This is a genomic window from Gordonia terrae (assembly GCF_051789125.1).
GTDB lineage: Bacteria > Actinomycetota > Actinomycetes > Mycobacteriales > Mycobacteriaceae > Gordonia > Gordonia terrae_A.
In genome coordinates, this window is sequence record NZ_CP196526.1 from 1,776,648 (window position 1) to 1,792,854 (window position 16,207).

Here is a 16,207-nt window from a genome sequence, read left to right on the forward strand (position 1 = left end):
AGTAGATCCCGGAGACTTACTCGCGTCTCACACCGCCCCGGCGCCCCGTGCAGGGGTACCGGGGCGGTGTGCGTTGCGCCGAGGAGCTCCCGTGAAGAAAGTGATTCATGGCCAAACAGATCGAATTCAACGAAACCGCGCGACGGGCGCTCGAGCGAGGAATTGACCAACTCGCCGACACCGTCAAGGTCACCCTCGGCCCGCGCGGACGACATGTGGTGCTCGCCAAGGCATTCGGCGGACCCAGCGTCACCAATGACGGCGTCACCATCGCGCGTGACATCGACCTCGACGACCCGTTCGAGAACCTCGGTGCGCAGCTGGTGAAGTCGGTCGCGACCAAGACCAACGACGTCGCCGGTGACGGCACCACCACCGCAACCGTTCTCGCGCAGGCGATGGTGAAGGCCGGCCTGCGCAATGTCGCCGCCGGCTCGAACCCCATCGCTCTCGGACAGGGGATCAGCAAGGCCGCCGAGGCCCTGAGCGACGCGCTGCTCGAGGCCGCCACGCCGGTCGCCGGTGAGCAGGCGATCGCCCAGATCGCGACCGTGTCCTCGCGCGACGAGGAGATCGGCGAGATGGTCGGCAAGGCGATGACCGCCGTCGGCGCCGACGGTGTCGTCACCGTCGAGGAGAGCTCGGGCGTCAGCACCGATCTCGAGATCACCGAGGGCGTGCAGTTCGACAAGGGCTTCCTGTCGCCGTACTTCGTCACCGACGTCGACAGCCAGGAAGCCGTTCTCGAGGACGCCCTCGTGCTGCTCTATCGCGACAAGATCAGCTCGCTGCCGGATTTCCTGCCGCTGCTGGAGAAGGTCGTCGAGGCAGGCAAGTCATTGCTGATCGTCGCCGAGGACGTCGAGGGCGAACCGCTGTCGACCCTCGTCGTGAACTCGATCCGCAAGACGATCCGCGCGGTCGCGGTCAAGGCGCCGTTCTTCGGTGACCGTCGCAAGGCGTTCCTCGAAGACCTCGCCGTCGTCACCGGTGGCACCGTGGTCTCCACCGACATCGGCCTGAGCCTGCCGACCGTCGGGCTCGAGGTCCTCGGCTCGGTCCGTCGCGTCGTCGTCACCAAGGACGCCACGACCATCGTCGAGGGTGCGGGCACCAAGGAGGCCATCGCCGACCGGTCGGCGCAGCTGCGTCGTGAGATCGAGCAGTCCGACTCCGACTGGGACAAGGAGAAGCTCGCCGAGCGGCTCGCCAAGCTCGCCGGCGGCGTCGCCGTGATCCGCGTCGGCGCGGCCACCGAGACCGCGCTCAAGGAGCGCAAGCACCGCGTCGAGGACGCCGTCGCCGCAGCGAAGGCAGCGGTCGAGGAGGGCATCATCCCCGGTGGTGGCTCCGCGATCGTGCAGGCGGCCAAGAAGCTCGACGCGCTCGCGGATTCGCTGACCGGCGACGAGGCGCTGGGCGTTCGGGTCGTGCGGGATGCGGCGAAGGCTCCGCTGTTCTGGATCGCGGCCAACGCCGGCCTCGACGGCGCCGTCGTTGTCGACAAGGTCTCGTCCGCCGAGCAGGGCAAGGGCTTCAACGCCGCGAGCCTGACCTACGGCGATCTCGTCGCCGAGGGGATCATCGACCCGGTGAAGGTGACCCGTTCCGCGGTGGTCAACGCCGCGTCGGTCGCCCGGATGGTGCTGACCACCGAGACCGCGGTGGTCGACAAGCCGGCAGAAGAGTCGGCCGGCCACGCCGGGCACGGACACGCCCACTGACGCGTCCGGGCTGAGAAACCGAAGAGCCGGGCATCCTCGACGAGGATGCCCGGCTCTTTCTCGGTCGTCGGTGACGTCCGGGAAGCCTCAGGTATCAGCTGGCCATACGGCGCCCGACCCCTCGCTTCATCAGCATGCTGCGCTCGGACTCCGACAGTCCGCCCCAGATGCCGTAGGGTTCGGCCACTGCGAGAGCGTGCTCGCGGCACTGGGCGATCACGGGGCACTGGTGGCACATCTCCTTGGCGCGCCGTTCACGCTGGGCGCGAGCGCGTCCACGTTCGCCGTCGGGATGGAAGAACATCGACGATTCGACGCCGCGGCAGAGTCCTGACATCTGCCAGTCCCAGATGTCTGCGTTGGGGCCGGGGAGATGATTGGGCTGAGGCATGGCAGCTACTCCTTGTCTGGGCCGCACCGAGGTGCTCGGTGAAGAAACGTCGATTTCCTACAACGCTGAGCTCACATTAAGCGGACCTGAGAAATCGCGTCAATAGCCCCCGAATGGGTCAGGAAGGGCGGAAAAGTCTCGAGAATGTTAACGGCGGGTTAGCGGGGTACCCGGTGATAGCACAATCGTCCAACCCCCTCACAGTACCCCCTGACAAGACAACCGAAACCAGGGCTGAGCTGGACTTTCCCGAGAACGGGATCAAGCATTCACGGCTAGCGGGTCGCCGTGGTCGCAGTGAGGTCGACCGACCCGATTTACACACCAGAAATCTCTCGATGATGCATGCGTGATCTGACCGGAGAATTAACGTTGGGAATCGTTCGTTAAATTCATGCAAACCAGAAAAGTTGCAGTGACCAAGAACACCTCGATCGCCCCCGGACACGGCCCTGAACTGCGGGGACGGCCCTTGTGGCCCAACTGCCCGAATCACCCCGGCCGCCAGTGACGACGCAGACGCCCCGGATGCACATCTGGCACCGTGCCGTCGAGGCCGGCGGCCGGGGTGAGTACGCGTCGGCCTCCGCGGCGCTCACCGAACTCGAACGTGCCCTCGCGCGGCGAGGTGGGCCGCCGTCCCCCGAGGCGACGGCGCTGCTGTCCCTGTGCCGGAGCACTCGGGCCTCGCTGTTCCGGCAGGCCGGTCGTCATGGACGGGCACACGCGCTCGACGGCCTGGCGCTCGCCACGGTCGCGCGGGCCGGCGTCCCCGTCGAGCAGATCGGTGCACCCGAACACGCCGAACACTCACCGGCGCGGGCCGCGGTCGCCGATGCGCTCGTCGGCCTCGCCGCCGACAACCTGGGTCTGCTGCGCTTCGACGCCGCTCGGCGCCTCCTCGACCGCGCGTTCCCTGTCCTCGACCCGACGGGGGACGGAGCGGAGATCGGCGCGTGGAGCTGGGGCCCGGCGACCGGGGAGTGGGTGACCTCGACGCGATGCCGCCTGCGCTGGGAGTGGGTGAGCGCCGAACTGGGGCTCTATCGCGGCGACATCGCCGCCGGACTCGCTCACGCCCGCGCGGGCGCGGAGCTGATCCGGGAGATGGACGCCGCGGGGATGACGACACCGGCCCGTCACCGGGTCAAGACCACACTGATCGCGGCCGCCGCGACGCTGGGCGCCGGGGATCCGGGTGGTGCGGCCACGGTGGCGCGGGACGTCATCCGCGACGCGCGCGACCACGGGCTGGCACCGCTGGAGTGGGCCGCCTCGAGTCTGCTGTCGGGGACCGGCGACGCGTCCTACGACGAGGCGCGGCGGCATCGTCGGCTCCGCGCCACGCTCGTGGGCAAGGGCATGGCGCTGAGACCGGAGGGTTGATGGCTAAGGTGTGTTGGGGTCTGCCACGTCGTCGCCGCCTTATGACGTCCTGTGATGCTGCTGTTGCCGCACCGCACGACGCTCACGAGCGGGGCCGGCAATGTGCCGGGGCCCGCGACAGGACTGGCGAGGCCGGTTGGCCGATCTGTAACACGGGGATTCCTACACGCGATGAAGTTGACAGGTGGTGAGTTGAACGACGCCGTCCGGGCCGCAGGCCAGGGCGATCGTGCCGCTCTCACGTCAGTTCTCGAAAGCGTGCAGGAACCGATCCTGCGCTACTGCCGAGGACGCATCGGGGTCGGGGAACGTCATCTGTTCTCCGCCGACGACATCGCGCAGGAGGCATTGATGGCGGTGATGACCGCACTGCCCCGGTACCGGGACCAGGGCAAACCGTTCATGGCCTTCGTATACGGGATCGCCTCGCACAAGGTCGCCGACGCGATGCGGGTGGCCGCACGGGTCAAGTCCGACCCGGTCGAGGAACTCCCAGAGGTGTCGCACGCCGCAGGCGGTCCCGAACAGTTCGCGATCGACGCCGACGGCAGCAGACGAATGCGCTCGCTCCTGGCGATCCTGCCCGAGAAGCAGCGCGAGGTGCTGGTCCTGAGGCTGATCGTGGGGATGTCGGCAGAAGAGACAGCCCAGGCGATCGGAAGCACCGCCGGTGCCGTACGCGTCGCCCAGCACCGGGCACTGGCGAGATTGAAAGACGAGTTGAGACGGACAGGAGGTCACGATGAGCGGACAGTCTGATTGGCGTCGACGCCGTGTCGCCGGCGGTGACCAGCCGAACCGACCCGGTCAACCGCCCGCGCATCGACGCGCGCCCGGGCCGAGCGGGCCCGCGCCCGCGGGTCCCGGTCCACGACCGGTCGAGCCGATCTCCCCTGAGTGGGCTCACCGTGACTCAGACCCACGGGACTCCGACCACCGAGACCCAGACCACGACGTCGATCCGCTGGCCGACGGCTCTCCGAACCTCTCCGAGGTCGGGTTCGACGAGAACTTCCTCGACGCCCTCACGCGGGACGTGCCCGTACCGACACGTGACGCGGCCGAGTACGAACTGGCCGAACTGCTCTCGGGCTGGAAGTCCGAGGTCGTGTCGAAGCCGGCCGAGCGGCTGATCTCCGTCGACGACGTCGAGCGCGCCATCGGAACCACCGAGAGGGCGAGCCGGGGTCGCCGGATGGTGCGCCACCTGCGCGTCGTGTCGGGCGCCGCCGCCATCGTCATCGTGGCCGCCGCGGGCCTCACCGTGCTGTCGGAGGGTTCGCAGCCCGGCGACCCGCTCTGGGGCATCAAGCAGGTCGTGTTCGCCGAGGCGGCGTCGCAGACGCAGGCCGCCCACGACGTGCGCAACAACCTCGAGCGTGCCGAGGCGGCCATCGCCGCGGGCGATCCGGACACCGCGGCAAGCCTGCTCGCCGAGGCATCCGAGCGCATGGGACCCATGCGCGACAACGAGATGCGCGACGAGATGACCGAATGGCTGAACCGCCTGCGCGCGGGGGCCGGTCTGCCCGACGTGACCTCCCTGCCCCTGCCGTCGGGGAGCGAGCAGCCGACGACGATCGAACCGACGCGACCCGATCTGCGCAACAGCGAACAGCCGTCGCCCGCCGATGGTTCGACGCCTCCGGGTGAGGAGTCCGACAACCCGACGACTCTGCCGGAGGTGCCCAGCGAGGAGCCGGGCCCGTCGTCGGAGGCCCCGTCGAGCGGACCCGCACAACCGTCGACACCGACGTCGAGCACCAAGGTGACGCGCTTCCCGGCCGAGTTCCCGGAGATCCCGTGGACGCCGCCGCCCGGTGTGGACGCCTCGGGTCGGCCGATCGGCTGACGTTCGCGCATGTGACGTGACGACGAGAAAGGCCCCGTACCGAGTCGGTACGGGGCCTTCTTCGTGATCGGAGGGCGGAGTCGAGGCGACGCGTCTGGATCGGATCCCAGGCATCCGCCGCGATGGGGCCGCAGTGGGGCCGGTCAGCGTCCTTCGTCGATGTGGCTACGCGCATCGGCGTAACCGCGGCAGTAATCCCAGGTGACGTAGGAATCGGGACGTGGGTCGACCGCCGGCTCGTGCGGACGGACGGTGCCGTCGATCAGCAGCTGGATCAGGTTGGCACGCAACATGTCCCAGTCGTGGTAATGGTCTTCGTGACAGTCCTCGCAGACGACGACGAGGCCGCGGACACCGCGGTGGGCCAGCAGTGCCTCGTAGAGCGCGAGGTCGGCGAGATCCTCTTCCACCGCGAGCCGCTCGTTCTCGTCCAGCGGGATACCCGGCTCCACGCTGTCCAGGGCGGAGGCGGGGTCGCTGGGATCGTCGGCGAACGGGTCCGGCGGGAGGCCGGGTGGCAGGTGGTCACGCACATCACCACCGTAGCCGATCGTGAGGCGCCTGCGCCGCAGGCATTCACCGGTCGCCCGGACGCCGAACGCATCCCCCCGGGCGGCCCTACCGGCGCAAAGACGCCTGTGTGACGATCGCCGCACCGGGGCAGTCGATACGATGGTCCGATGACGCATGTTCGTACCGGTGGAGACGATCCCGGCAAGGTCGCGATGCTCGGCCTGACCTTCGACGACGTCCTGTTGCTGCCCTCGGCCTCGGACGTGATCCCCAGCGAGGTCGACACCTCGTCGCGGGTGACCAAGAACGTGACGCTACGCGTGCCCCTGGTGAGCTCGGCGATGGACACCGTGACCGAGTCGCGGATGGCCATCGCCATGGCTCGCGCCGGCGGCATGGGCGTCCTCCACCGCAACCTCTCGATCGAGGAGCAGGCCGGCCAGGTCGAGACCGTCAAGCGGTCCGAGGCGGGCATGGTGACCGATCCGGTCACCTGCACGCCGTCGCACACCCTCGCCGAGGTGGATGCGATGTGCGCGCGCTACCGCATCTCCGGACTGCCGGTCGTCGACGACAAGGGCGAACTGGTCGGCATCATCACCAACCGCGACATGCGCTTCGAGGTCGATCAGAGCCGCCCGGTCGCCGAGGTGATGACCAAGGCCCCGCTCATCACCGCCCAGGAGGGCGTGTCCGCCGAGGCGGCGCTCGGACTGCTGCGTCGCAACAAGGTCGAGAAGCTGCCCATCGTCGACGGAAACGGCCGCCTCACCGGTCTCATCACCGTCAAGGACTTCGTGAAGACCGAGCAGCATCCGCTCGCCACCAAGGACTCCGACGGCCGTCTGCTCGTCGGTGCCGCCGTCGGCACCGGCGACCCGCAGTGGGACCGGGCCATGGCGCTGGCCGACGCGGGCGCGGACGTCATCATCGTCGACACCGCCCATGCCCACAATCGGCTCGTGCTCGACATGGTCGCCAAGCTGAAGGCCGAGGTCGGCGAGCGCGTCGACGTCGTCGGTGGCAATGTCGCGACCCGCGAGGCCGCCCAGGCTCTCATCGACGCCGGTGCGGATGCGGTGAAGGTCGGCGTCGGACCCGGCTCGATCTGTACGACCCGCGTGGTCGCCGGTGTCGGCGCCCCGCAGATCACCGCGATCCTCGAAGCCGTCGCGGTCTGCCAGAAGGCCGGTGTGCCGGTCATCGCCGACGGGGGGTTGCAGTACTCCGGCGACATCGCGAAGGCCCTCGCGGCCGGTGCGTCCACCGCGATGCTCGGCTCGCTGCTCGCGGGCACCGCCGAGGCGCCCGGCGAGCTGGTCCTGGTCAACGGCAAGCAGTTCAAGAGCTACCGGGGCATGGGGTCGCTCGGTGCGATGCAGGGCCGCGGACAGGCGAAGTCGTATTCGAAGGACCGCTACTTCCAGGACGACGTCCTCAAGGAGGAGAAGCTGGTCCCGGAGGGTATCGAGGGGCGCGTGCCGTTCCGCGGTCCGCTGTCACAGGTGATCCACCAGCTGGTCGGCGGCCTGCGGGCCGCGATGGGTTACACCGGGGCATCGACGATCACCGACCTGCAGACGGCGCGGTTCGTCCAGATCACCGCCGCCGGGCTCAAGGAATCGCATCCGCACGACATCACGCTGACCGCCGAGGCTCCCAACTACTATTCCCGCTGACCTACCTCCCTCGTTCCCGCCGGGTGTGCCCGGCGGGCGACGCCGTAGGGTCGGTGTGCAGCTGAACTCCGCAGAAAGGCGCAGTGGTGCGTGACCTCGTCGAAATCGGCATGGGCCGGACGGCCCGACGGACCTACGAACTGGACGACGTCAGCATCGTCCCGTCCCGTCGGACCCGCTCGTCCAAGGATGTCTCGACGGCCTGGCAGATCGACGCCTACCGTTTCGAGTCGCCGATCCTGAGTCATCCGACCGACGCGCTGGTGTCGCCGGCGGTCGCGATCGAACTCGGCAAGCTGGGCGCGCTGGGCGTCCTGAACGGCGAGGGCCTCTGGGCACGCCACCGCGACGTCGAGGCCAAGATCGCCGAACTGGTCGCGATCGCGGCCAACGACCCCGACCCCTATGCGGCGATCCGCCATCTGCAGCGCCTGCACTCCGCGCCGCTGGACAGCGGCCTCCTCGCCGAGGCGGTGGCCCAGGTCCGCGAGGCCGGTGTCACGACCGCGGTGCGCGTGAGTCCGCAGCACGCGCCCGAGCTCACCCCCGCCCTGCTGGCTGCCGGGGTCGAGATCCTGGTGGTGCACGGCACGATCATCTCGGCCGAGCACGTGGCGCAGGTCGACGCCGACGGCACCCAGCGCGAGCCGCTCAACCTCAAGACCTTCATCGCCGACCTCGACGTGCCGGTCATCGCGGGCGGTGTCCACGACCACCGCACGGCCCTGCACCTGATGCGGACCGGCGCGGCGGGCGTCATCGTCGGCTACGGGTCGGCGGCAGGCGCGACGACGACAGGCGAGGTCCTCGGCATCGGCGTACCAATGGCCACCGCCATCGCCGACGCGGCCGCAGCGCGCCGTGACTACCTCGACGAGACCGGTGGGCGCTACGTCCACGTCATCGCCGACGGCGACATCCACAGCTCCGGTGACCTGGTCAAGGCCATCGCGTGCGGCGCGGATGCCGCGGTACTAGGAACCACGCTCGCGGCGACGAGTTCGGCGCCGGGCGGCGGCTGGTACTGGCCGTCCGCCGCCGCACACCCCGACACTCCGCGCGGGGCCCTGCTGCAGGTGGCCGCCGACGAGGAACGGCCGAGTCTCGAGCGGGTCCTCTACGGCCCGTCCGACGATCCCTACGGTGAGTCGAACGTGGTGGGCGGGCTTCGTCGGGCCATGGCCAAGGCCGGCTACTGCGACCTGAAGGAATTCCAGCGCGTGGGGCTCTCCGTCCGCGCCTGAGCTGCGTCGGTGCTGCGTGCCGACTGCTTCGCGACCGCTGTGCGCACCTGGGTACGAGGGCGTCGGCGCCGAGCGTTTCAGGGTTAGGGTGACCTGGGTCATCTTATGTGACAATGCGCGTTAGCATGGTCGCATGGGTTCTGACAGGCGAGGCGATCGCGGCACCACCGACTACGACGTGTTGATCGTCGGATCGGGATTCGGAGGCAGTGTGAGTGCACTGCGGCTGGTGGAGAAGGGCTATCGGGTCGCCGTCGTCGAGGCGGGCCGCCGTTTCGAGGACGACGAGTTCGCGAAGACCAGCTGGCGGCTGAACCGCTGGCTCTGGGCCCCGAAGTTCGGTCTGTACGGCATCCAGCGCATCCACGCGCTCAAGGACGTGATGATCCTGGCCGGCGCCGGGGTCGGCGGAGGATCGCTCAACTACGCGAACACGCTCTACAAGCCGCCGACGCCGTTCTTCACCGACCCCCAGTGGAACCACATCACCGATTGGGAGGACGAACTCTCCCCGTATTACGACCAGGCCCGGCGCATGCTCGGCGTCGTCACCAATCCGACCGTGACCGCGTCGGACCGGGTGGTGGCCGAGGTCGCCGCCGAGATGGGTGTCGGTGACACCGTGACGCCCACGCCCGTCGGGGTGTTCTTCGGCGCGAAGACGGGTCTGGCCGGGGCGCCGGGTGAGACGGTCGCAGACCCGTACTTCGGGGGCGCGGGGCCGGAGCGGACCGCATGTACCGAATGTGGCGCGTGCATGACCGGGTGCCGCGTCGGCGCGAAGAACACGCTGCTCAAGAACTACCTCGGCCTCGCGGAACGCAACGGCGCCACCATCATCGACCGCACCACGGTGGACACGTTGCGGCAGCGCGGAGACGGCGTGTGGGAGGTCGGTACGCACCACTCGTCGTCGTGGGGACCGGTGGGCCGGCGCCGGCGGACGATCACCTCGGGGCAGGTGATCCTGGCCGCGGGCACGTTCAACACCCAGCGACTGCTGCATCACGCGAAACTCGGTACGTTGCCGCACATCTCGGATGCGATGGGTCGCCTGACCCGCACGAATTCGGAGTCGATTCTCGGTGCGATGGGTTCGCGTATCGACCCGGAGAACGACTACTCGCGTGGCGTCGCGATCACCTCGTCGTTCTATCCGGAACCGAACACCCACATCGAGCCGGTGCGATATGGCAAGGGCTCCAACGCGATCGCCTATCTGCAGACGCTGCTGACCGATGGCGGCACACGCCGACACCGGCTGGGCCAGTTCCTTCGTCAGGTCGCGCGCAACCCGTTCCTGCTGGTGCGGTTGCTGGTCGTGCGTCAGTGGAGCGAGCGGACCGTCATCGCGCTGGTGATGCAGAACAACAACAATTCGCTGACCACGTTCGTACGCAAGCGCGGGCCGTTGCGGTACATCACCAGCAAGCAGGGGCACGGCGAGCCGAACCCGACCTGGATACCCGCGGGCAACGAGGCGACGCGGCGCATCGCGGCGAAGTTGAACGACGGAGTGGCGGGCGGCACCTGGGGCGACATCGTCAACATGCCGCTGACCGCCCACTACCTCGGCGGTTGCGCTATTTCCGACGACCCCGCGAACGGCGTCATCGATCCGTATCAGCGCGTCTGGAACTACCCGACCCTGCACATCGCCGACGGCGCATCGGTGTCGGCGAACCTCGGCGTCAATCCGTCTCTGACGATCTGCGCGCAGGCCGAACGTGCGGCCGCACTGTGGCCGAACAAGGGTGAGGACGATCGTCGGCCCGGTCAGGGCGAGCCCTACCGGCGGATCAGCCCTACCCCGCCGGCCTCGCCGGTGGTCCCCGCCGAGGCGCCGGGTGCGCTGCGGTTGCCCATCACGCCGGTCGCGCCTGCCGTCACGACCCAACGGGTTTCGTAGCAACAATGTGCGCTATAGGCGCATTCTGACTACGAAATCCCGTCCGCTCAGTCCAGGCCGCGCGCGGTGAGGGTGTCGGCGAACCCGTCCGCGGTGCGCAGGGCGGCCAGCACCACCGGTGCCACGAGGATGCGCGGCCCGGGACGCAACCCGCGCGCCTTGCGGGCCTCGTCGACCTCGCGCACCACCTCGACCATCAGCGGGATCGCCCGGATCGTGAGGGCCAACGCGATCGCGATGAGGTCCACCCGCACACCGAAGCGGGCCAGCGGTCTCAGTGCGCGCACGATCGTGTCGAGCATGTCCGTGGTGCGCGTGGTCAACGAGACGACGGCGGCGAGCGCGACCGACAGCGCGAGGACACCGCAGATCACCACGGCCCGTTGCCAATCGGTGAACACGACCTGGAACGCGAAGATGAACAGCAGCAGCCACAGGAGCGGGCGCAGTTGCCGCCACGCCTCGAGGGGGCCGATCCCGGCCAGCGCGTAGATCACCGCGACGCCGAGGGTCGCGATCCCGAGCGCAGGTAGCGACCGCACGGTCAGCGACAACACGAGGATGAGCACGCCCATCGCGAGGAACTTGAATCCGGCTGGCAGGCGGTGCACGAGGGTGGTGCCGGGCCGGTAGACGCCGAGCACGTTCACGACATGAGCCTGCGGTATGCGGCGAGTGCGGGGCCGGGTGCGTCGTCGGCGACGACGCGGCCGTCGTCGATGGCGATCACCCGGTCGAAGCCGGCGAGGATGTCGAGGTCGTGGCTGACGACGACGAGCTGTTCGTCGAGGCTGTCGAACACGCGGGTCAGCATGCGGGTGTTGCGCAGGTCGAGCAGGGTGGTCGGTTCGTCGGCGACGATGATGGCCGGGTCGGTCACGAAGATGGACGCGAGGGCGAGGAGCTGCTTTTGTCCGCCCGACAGTCGTTGCGCCGGGTGGTCGGCGTGGTCGGCGAGTCCGAACCGCGCGAGGATCTCACGGGCGCGGGTGCTGCGTTGCGCGCGGTCGAGATCGGTTCGCCGCAGGGACAGTTCGATGTCCTCCAGTACGGTCGGCATGATGATCTGGCGGTCGGGGTCGGAGAAGATGAACCCCACCCGCCGGCGGACCTCGCGCTTGTTCTTCGCGACCGGCAGGCCGTCGACGGTGACGGTCCCGGAGTCGGGGACGACGAGCGCGTTGATCATCCGCGCCAGGGTCGACTTACCGCTGCCGTTGGCCCCGACTATCCCGATGCGGTTCTCCGACAACGTGAGCGAGACGTCGCGCAGCACGACGCGACCGTCGTAGGCGTGCGAGACGTTCTCGAACTCGATCATCCGGCTCGGGCCACCGCCGCGTCAGCTGCCGGCGGCGGCACGCCGCGACAGTCGCATCGGTGCGATGAGTCCGGGTCGCCCGCGATGGACCTGGGCGGCGACCAGCGCGGCGATCACGGACTTCGCGATGTCACCGGGGATGAACGGACCGTTGGCGGACAGCGCCGCCCACACCGTCAGGTCGGTGCGCAGGAGCAGACCGACGATTCCGAACACGTAGAGCACGACGATCCCGCCGAGCACGTTGATGCCGATGCCCCAGAGCACGCGGTACCGCGGGGTGGTGCCGACGCCGAGCATCATCGCGGTCAGCACGCCGATCACGATCACGGCGGGCAGGAACCCGATGAAGAAGCCCGCGGTGGGCGACGAGAGGGAGGTGTAACCGTTGCGGCCGCCGGCGAGGATCGGCAGCCCGGCGATCGCGAGCACCATGAACAGAACGACCGCGAGGGTGCCCTTCTTGGGGCCGAGGACCGCACCGGCGAGGATGACGCCGAGTGATTGGAGGGTGATCGGCACACCGCTGGAGCCGATGTTGATGGTCCCGGGCAGTCCGAGCGCGGCGATCAGCGCGGCGAACACGGCGGCCTGGGTGAGGTCGCCGATGCTCAGCGACCAGCGATGGGGGGTTTCCGGCGATGCAGTCATGTCGATTGCGGAGTATTTCACGTCGGTCCGGACGCCCTCGGTGCAGGCCACACCGCGGGCTCGGTGTGCCTCCGGCCACGGCCGCCCGGCGCGGGCCGGGGTGAGCAGGAGAGACCGGTGCGACGCCCACTAGACTCGGCCCGGTGACAGACTCTTCTGGTGAGGATTTCCTCGAGGGCCCCCGGCCGGTTCTCGTCATCGACTTCGGTGCGCAGTACGCGCAGCTGATCGCCCGCAGGGTTCGCGAGGCGCGGATCTACTCCGAGGTGATCTCCCACGACGCTCCGCTGGAGAAGATCCAGGAGAAGGATCCGGTCGCGATCATCCTGTCCGGCGGCCCGTCGTCGGTGTACGCCGAGGATGCGCCCGATCTCGATCCGGCACTGTTCGACCTGGACGTCCCGGTGTTCGGCATCTGCTACGGCTTCCAGGCGATGGCCGACAAGCTCGGCGGCGAGGTCGCCAACACCGGAGGGCGTGAGTTCGGTCGTACGACTCTGACGGCCAACGGCGAAGGCATTCTGTATCAGGGGCTCTCCGACACCCAGCCGGTGTGGATGAGCCACAACGATGCCGTCCAGAGTCCGCCCGAGGGGTTCACGGTGACCGGGTCGACACCCGGTGCACCGGTCGCGTCCTTCGAGAATCTGAAGCGCCGCATGGCCGGTGTGCAGTACCACCCCGAGGTGCTCCACACGCCGCACGGACAGCAGATCCTCACGCGCTTCCTCTACGAGATCGCCGGCCTCGAGGCCACCTGGACCGCGGCCAACATCGCCGATGCGCTCATCGATGCGATCGCCGACCAGATCGGCGACGGCCGGGCCATCTGCGGACTGTCCGGTGGTGTCGACTCGGCGGTCGCGGCCGCACTGGTGCAGCGCGCCATCGGCGACCGTCTGACGTGTGTCTTCGTCGATCACGGGCTTCTGCGTGCGGGTGAGCGTGAGCAGGTGCAGCACGACTTCGTCGGCGCTACCGGCGCCAAACTCGTCACCGTCGACGCCGCGGACACCTTCCTGCGTGAGCTGTCCGGCGTCAGCGATCCCGAGACCAAGCGCAAGATCATCGGCCGGGAGTTCATCCGGTCGTTCGAGGGCGCGGTCAGCGAGGTCCTCGGCGAGGAGGCCGAGGCGGGGGAGAAGGTGGACTTCCTCGTGCAGGGCACGCTCTACCCCGACGTGGTCGAGTCCGGCGGCGGCAGCGGGACCGCGAACATCAAGAGCCATCACAACGTCGGGGGATTGCCGGACGATCTCGAGTTCAGCCTCGTCGAACCGCTGCGGCTGCTGTTCAAGGACGAGGTGCGTGCCGTCGGCCGCGAACTCGGATTGCCCGAGGAGATCGTCGCGCGTCAGCCGTTCCCCGGTCCCGGCCTGGCGATCCGCATCGTCGGCGAGGTCACCGGCGACCGTCTGGAGTTGTTGCGCAAGGCCGACCTGATCGCCCGGGAGGAACTCACCGCGGCCGGGCTCGACTCGCAGATCTGGCAGTGCCCGGTGGTCTTGCTCGCCGACGTCCGCAGTGTGGGCGTCCAGGGTGACGGCCGCACCTACGGCCATCCCATCGTGTTGCGGCCGGTGTCCAGCGAAGACGCCATGACCGCGGACTGGACGCGAGTGCCCTACGAGGTCCTGGAGACCATCTCGACCCGTATCACCAACGAGGTGGCCGAGGTCAACCGCGTGGTGCTCGACGTGACGAGCAAGCCGCCGGGCACCATCGAATGGGAGTGACCGTGACCGCCGCCCGCGGATGATCGAGGCGTGACAACGGCCGGTGGCTTTCGCCGCCGGCCGTTGTCGTGGGCGTCGTTCAGGTGGGTCGCCCCTCGTGGGTTCAGGGTCGGGTGCGTGCCCCGGACACGATCAGCACGAGTCCGATCAGCAACCCGACGCCGACCGCGACCCACCCGAGGTCGGCGGCGTCGGGCAGTGTCGGGCCGTCGGCGAGCCCCCACCCGGCCACCGCGAGGGCCAGTAGTCCGAGGAGCCCCAGGCCCGGTGCGCGATGGCCTGACCGGCAGGTGCTGTCGGGGGCGGTGTCGTCGTGGTGCATGTTCATCGGAGAACCTCCACCTCTCCCATCCCGGTGCGGGCGTCGATCTGCAGGACCGGCCCGTCGGTGCCGTCGCGACCACCGTCGAGTCCGGTGGGGCATGTGTAGTCGCCGATGCCCGTCTGGCACTGCGCACGGACGTTCATGGTGTCGGGGACGAGTACCCGGATGACACCGACGCCGTTCTCGAGCTTCACCGTGCGGTCGGCGGTGAGATCCACCTGGCGCAGGTCCAGGGTCATCTCGCCGGCGCCCAGCGAGTACTGGGACTGGATGTCGTTCTCGCTCAACGGTGTCCAGTTGCGTTCTCCGGCTCCCCCGGAGGGCAGCGGCCCGGTGATCCCGCTGACCCCGGACAACACGGTCGTGACGACGACGGCGATCCCGAGTGCGACCGCGATGGGCACGAGACCGGTGCTGTGTTCGCCGGTGCGGCGCCGGACGACCGCAGCGACGAGGAGTCCGGAGCCGACGACGGCCAGACACATCGACAGGATGTGCGGCACGGTGAACCAGCCGACCCCGGCCTGGTGCAGCGCGGCCCCGACGGCTCCCACGATGATCGCGAGTCCGACGACGATCAGAGTCAACGGCGACCGCCTGCGGCGTGCGCCGACCGGTGCCTCGGGGGCGGCCGGTTCGGGCAGGTCCCACGCGAACCGGGCCGCTCCCAGCGGGTCCCAGGCAGGCGGACTCAGTTCGATGGTCGCCCCGGTGTCGATGCCCGGGTCGGCATCGGTCTGCCCCGGTGTCGCCTTGGCGAGATCGACACGCGGCTCGGGTGTCGCCGGATGGTCGCCGGCCAGGTGGGGTGGTGTTGCGCTCGGTGATGGTGCGGTCATGGGAGCTCCTGGTGTGTCGGTACCCGCGACGACGGTCGGCGAGCCCGCCGCTCCGCCGGCGCCGGTCATGGCGCGCGGTACCCAGCGTTCGAACTGACCGGCCGCCGGGGGCGGCACGACGATGTCGGTGACCGCCGCGGTATCGACGCTCGTCCCGGCCGGTGGCGTCGGGGTGCGCAGATACAGCAGGTACCAGCCGCCGAGCATCAGGATCGCCCCGACCAGTCCGCCCGACCCCCACGTCCGGTTGGGGCCGAACGAGGTGACGATGACGATCGCGAGGACGGCGAGCAGGATGACCTGCGGGTTGCCGAGTCCGTGCAGGGACCCGTGCGAGCCCTCCGAGGTACGACGTCCGGCCAGGAGCGCCTCGTCGCGGGCGCGGCCGGCCCCGGGGAAGGCGACCCACGCGGCGAGGTACAGCAACAGTCCGCTGCCCCCGAAGAGGGCCGCGACCACGAACGCCACCTTCACCAGTGTGGGATCGATGCGGTAGCGCGCCGCGATGCCGGCACAGACCCCGGCGATCGTCCGGCCCTCGGGGCGGTAGGGGCGCGTCGACCACAAGCCCTGGATCTGTTGCTGGAACTCCTTGGTGTCCATGCGAAACATCGTGCCGCCCGCACCGAGGCCGTCA

At 69.2% G+C, this 16,207-nt stretch carries 15 protein-coding genes; 8 read left to right on the forward strand and 7 right to left on the reverse strand.

Translation table 11 applies throughout. The annotated features are described in order from the left end of the window. The first annotated feature begins 107 nt into the window (after positions 1-107). A complete protein-coding gene (groL, locus tag ACSUZC_RS08085) occupies positions 108-1,724 on the forward strand; it encodes a chaperonin GroEL (RefSeq protein ID WP_439032328.1) in 1,617 nt (538 codons plus the stop codon). Between the two features lie 94 nt (positions 1,725-1,818). Here groL and ACSUZC_RS08090 read toward each other — a convergent pair whose 3' ends face one another. Continuing rightward, entirely contained in the window at positions 1,819-2,115 is a 297-nt protein-coding gene (locus tag ACSUZC_RS08090; RefSeq protein WP_439032329.1) for a WhiB family transcriptional regulator, read from the reverse strand. A gap of 528 nt (positions 2,116-2,643) precedes the next feature. On the opposite strand from ACSUZC_RS08090, the gene ACSUZC_RS08095 reads away from it, so the two are divergent. From ACSUZC_RS08095 to ACSUZC_RS08105, 3 genes are all read left to right on the forward strand, one after another. Next, on the forward strand, positions 2,644-3,501 hold the full coding sequence (locus ACSUZC_RS08095; RefSeq protein WP_439032330.1) for a hypothetical protein: 858 nt from the start codon (positions 2,644-2,646) through the stop codon (positions 3,499-3,501). Positions 3,502-3,672: 171 nt separating this feature from the next. After that, entirely contained in the window at positions 3,673-4,260 is a 588-nt protein-coding gene (locus ACSUZC_RS08100) for a sigma-70 family RNA polymerase sigma factor (RefSeq protein ID WP_439032331.1), read from the forward strand. Next, entirely contained in the window at positions 4,244-5,353 is a 1,110-nt protein-coding gene (locus ACSUZC_RS08105) for an anti-sigma-D factor RsdA (protein WP_439032332.1), read from the forward strand. Before ACSUZC_RS08100 ends, ACSUZC_RS08105 begins: the two co-directional genes overlap by 17 nt. A 143-nt stretch (positions 5,354-5,496) precedes the next feature. On the opposite strand, the gene ACSUZC_RS08110 is transcribed toward ACSUZC_RS08105, so the two are convergent. Beyond that, positions 5,497-5,886, reverse strand: coding sequence for a DUF5319 domain-containing protein (locus ACSUZC_RS08110; protein WP_238422094.1), 390 nt, complete (start codon positions 5,884-5,886; stop codon positions 5,497-5,499). 147 nt (positions 5,887-6,033) lie between these two features. On the opposite strand from ACSUZC_RS08110, the gene guaB reads away from it, so the two are divergent. The 3 genes from guaB (at position 6,034) to ACSUZC_RS08125 (ending at position 10,698) form a co-directional block, all read left to right on the forward strand. Then, positions 6,034-7,545: an IMP dehydrogenase gene (gene guaB, locus ACSUZC_RS08115; RefSeq protein ID WP_439032333.1), complete on the forward strand. Its 1,512-nt coding sequence runs from the start codon at positions 6,034-6,036 to the stop codon at positions 7,543-7,545. A gap of 86 nt (positions 7,546-7,631) precedes the next feature. Then, the gene (locus tag ACSUZC_RS08120) at positions 7,632-8,789 is read left to right on the forward strand and encodes a GuaB3 family IMP dehydrogenase-related protein (protein WP_439032334.1); all 1,158 of its coding nucleotides are present in this window, start codon (positions 7,632-7,634) and stop codon (positions 8,787-8,789) included. A 133-nt stretch (positions 8,790-8,922) separates the two neighbouring features. Next, positions 8,923-10,698, forward strand: coding sequence for a GMC family oxidoreductase N-terminal domain-containing protein (locus tag ACSUZC_RS08125; protein WP_439032335.1), 1,776 nt, complete (start codon positions 8,923-8,925; stop codon positions 10,696-10,698). A 47-nt stretch (positions 10,699-10,745) separates the two neighbouring features. On the opposite strand, the gene ACSUZC_RS08130 is transcribed toward ACSUZC_RS08125, so the two are convergent. From ACSUZC_RS08130 to ACSUZC_RS08140, 3 genes are read right to left on the reverse strand one after another with little or no spacing between them, the layout of a single operon-like run. Beyond that, the gene (locus ACSUZC_RS08130; RefSeq protein ID WP_439032336.1) at positions 10,746-11,348 is read right to left on the reverse strand and encodes an energy-coupling factor transporter transmembrane component T family protein; all 603 of its coding nucleotides are present in this window, start codon (positions 11,346-11,348) and stop codon (positions 10,746-10,748) included. Next, entirely contained in the window at positions 11,345-12,019 is a 675-nt protein-coding gene (locus ACSUZC_RS08135) for an energy-coupling factor ABC transporter ATP-binding protein (protein WP_439032337.1), read from the reverse strand. Before ACSUZC_RS08135 ends, ACSUZC_RS08130 begins: the two co-directional genes overlap by 4 nt. 21 nt (positions 12,020-12,040) lie before the next feature. Then, positions 12,041-12,670 (reverse strand): biotin transporter BioY, encoded by a 630-nt coding sequence (locus ACSUZC_RS08140; RefSeq protein ID WP_439032338.1) that lies wholly within the window; start codon positions 12,668-12,670, stop codon positions 12,041-12,043. Positions 12,671-12,813: 143 nt separating this feature from the next. Here ACSUZC_RS08140 and guaA point away from each other — a divergent pair, with 143 nt between their 5' ends. Beyond that, entirely contained in the window at positions 12,814-14,406 is a 1,593-nt protein-coding gene (guaA, locus tag ACSUZC_RS08145) for a glutamine-hydrolyzing GMP synthase (protein ID WP_439032339.1), read from the forward strand. Positions 14,407-14,509: 103 nt separating this feature from the next. Here the strand turns inward: guaA and ACSUZC_RS08150 are convergent, their stop codons facing one another. Together ACSUZC_RS08150 and ACSUZC_RS08155 are read right to left on the reverse strand one after the other, a co-directional pair. After that, complete coding sequence (locus tag ACSUZC_RS08150; protein ID WP_439032340.1) at positions 14,510-14,734, reverse strand: hypothetical protein; 225 nt, start codon at positions 14,732-14,734, stop codon at positions 14,510-14,512. Then, positions 14,731-16,182 carry a PspC domain-containing protein gene (locus tag ACSUZC_RS08155; RefSeq protein WP_439032341.1) on the reverse strand — a complete coding sequence of 484 codons (1,452 nt, stop codon included), beginning with the start codon at positions 16,180-16,182 and terminating at the stop codon, positions 14,731-14,733. The genes ACSUZC_RS08150 and ACSUZC_RS08155 overlap by 4 nt, the downstream gene beginning before the upstream one ends. Positions 16,183-16,207 lie beyond the last annotated feature (25 nt).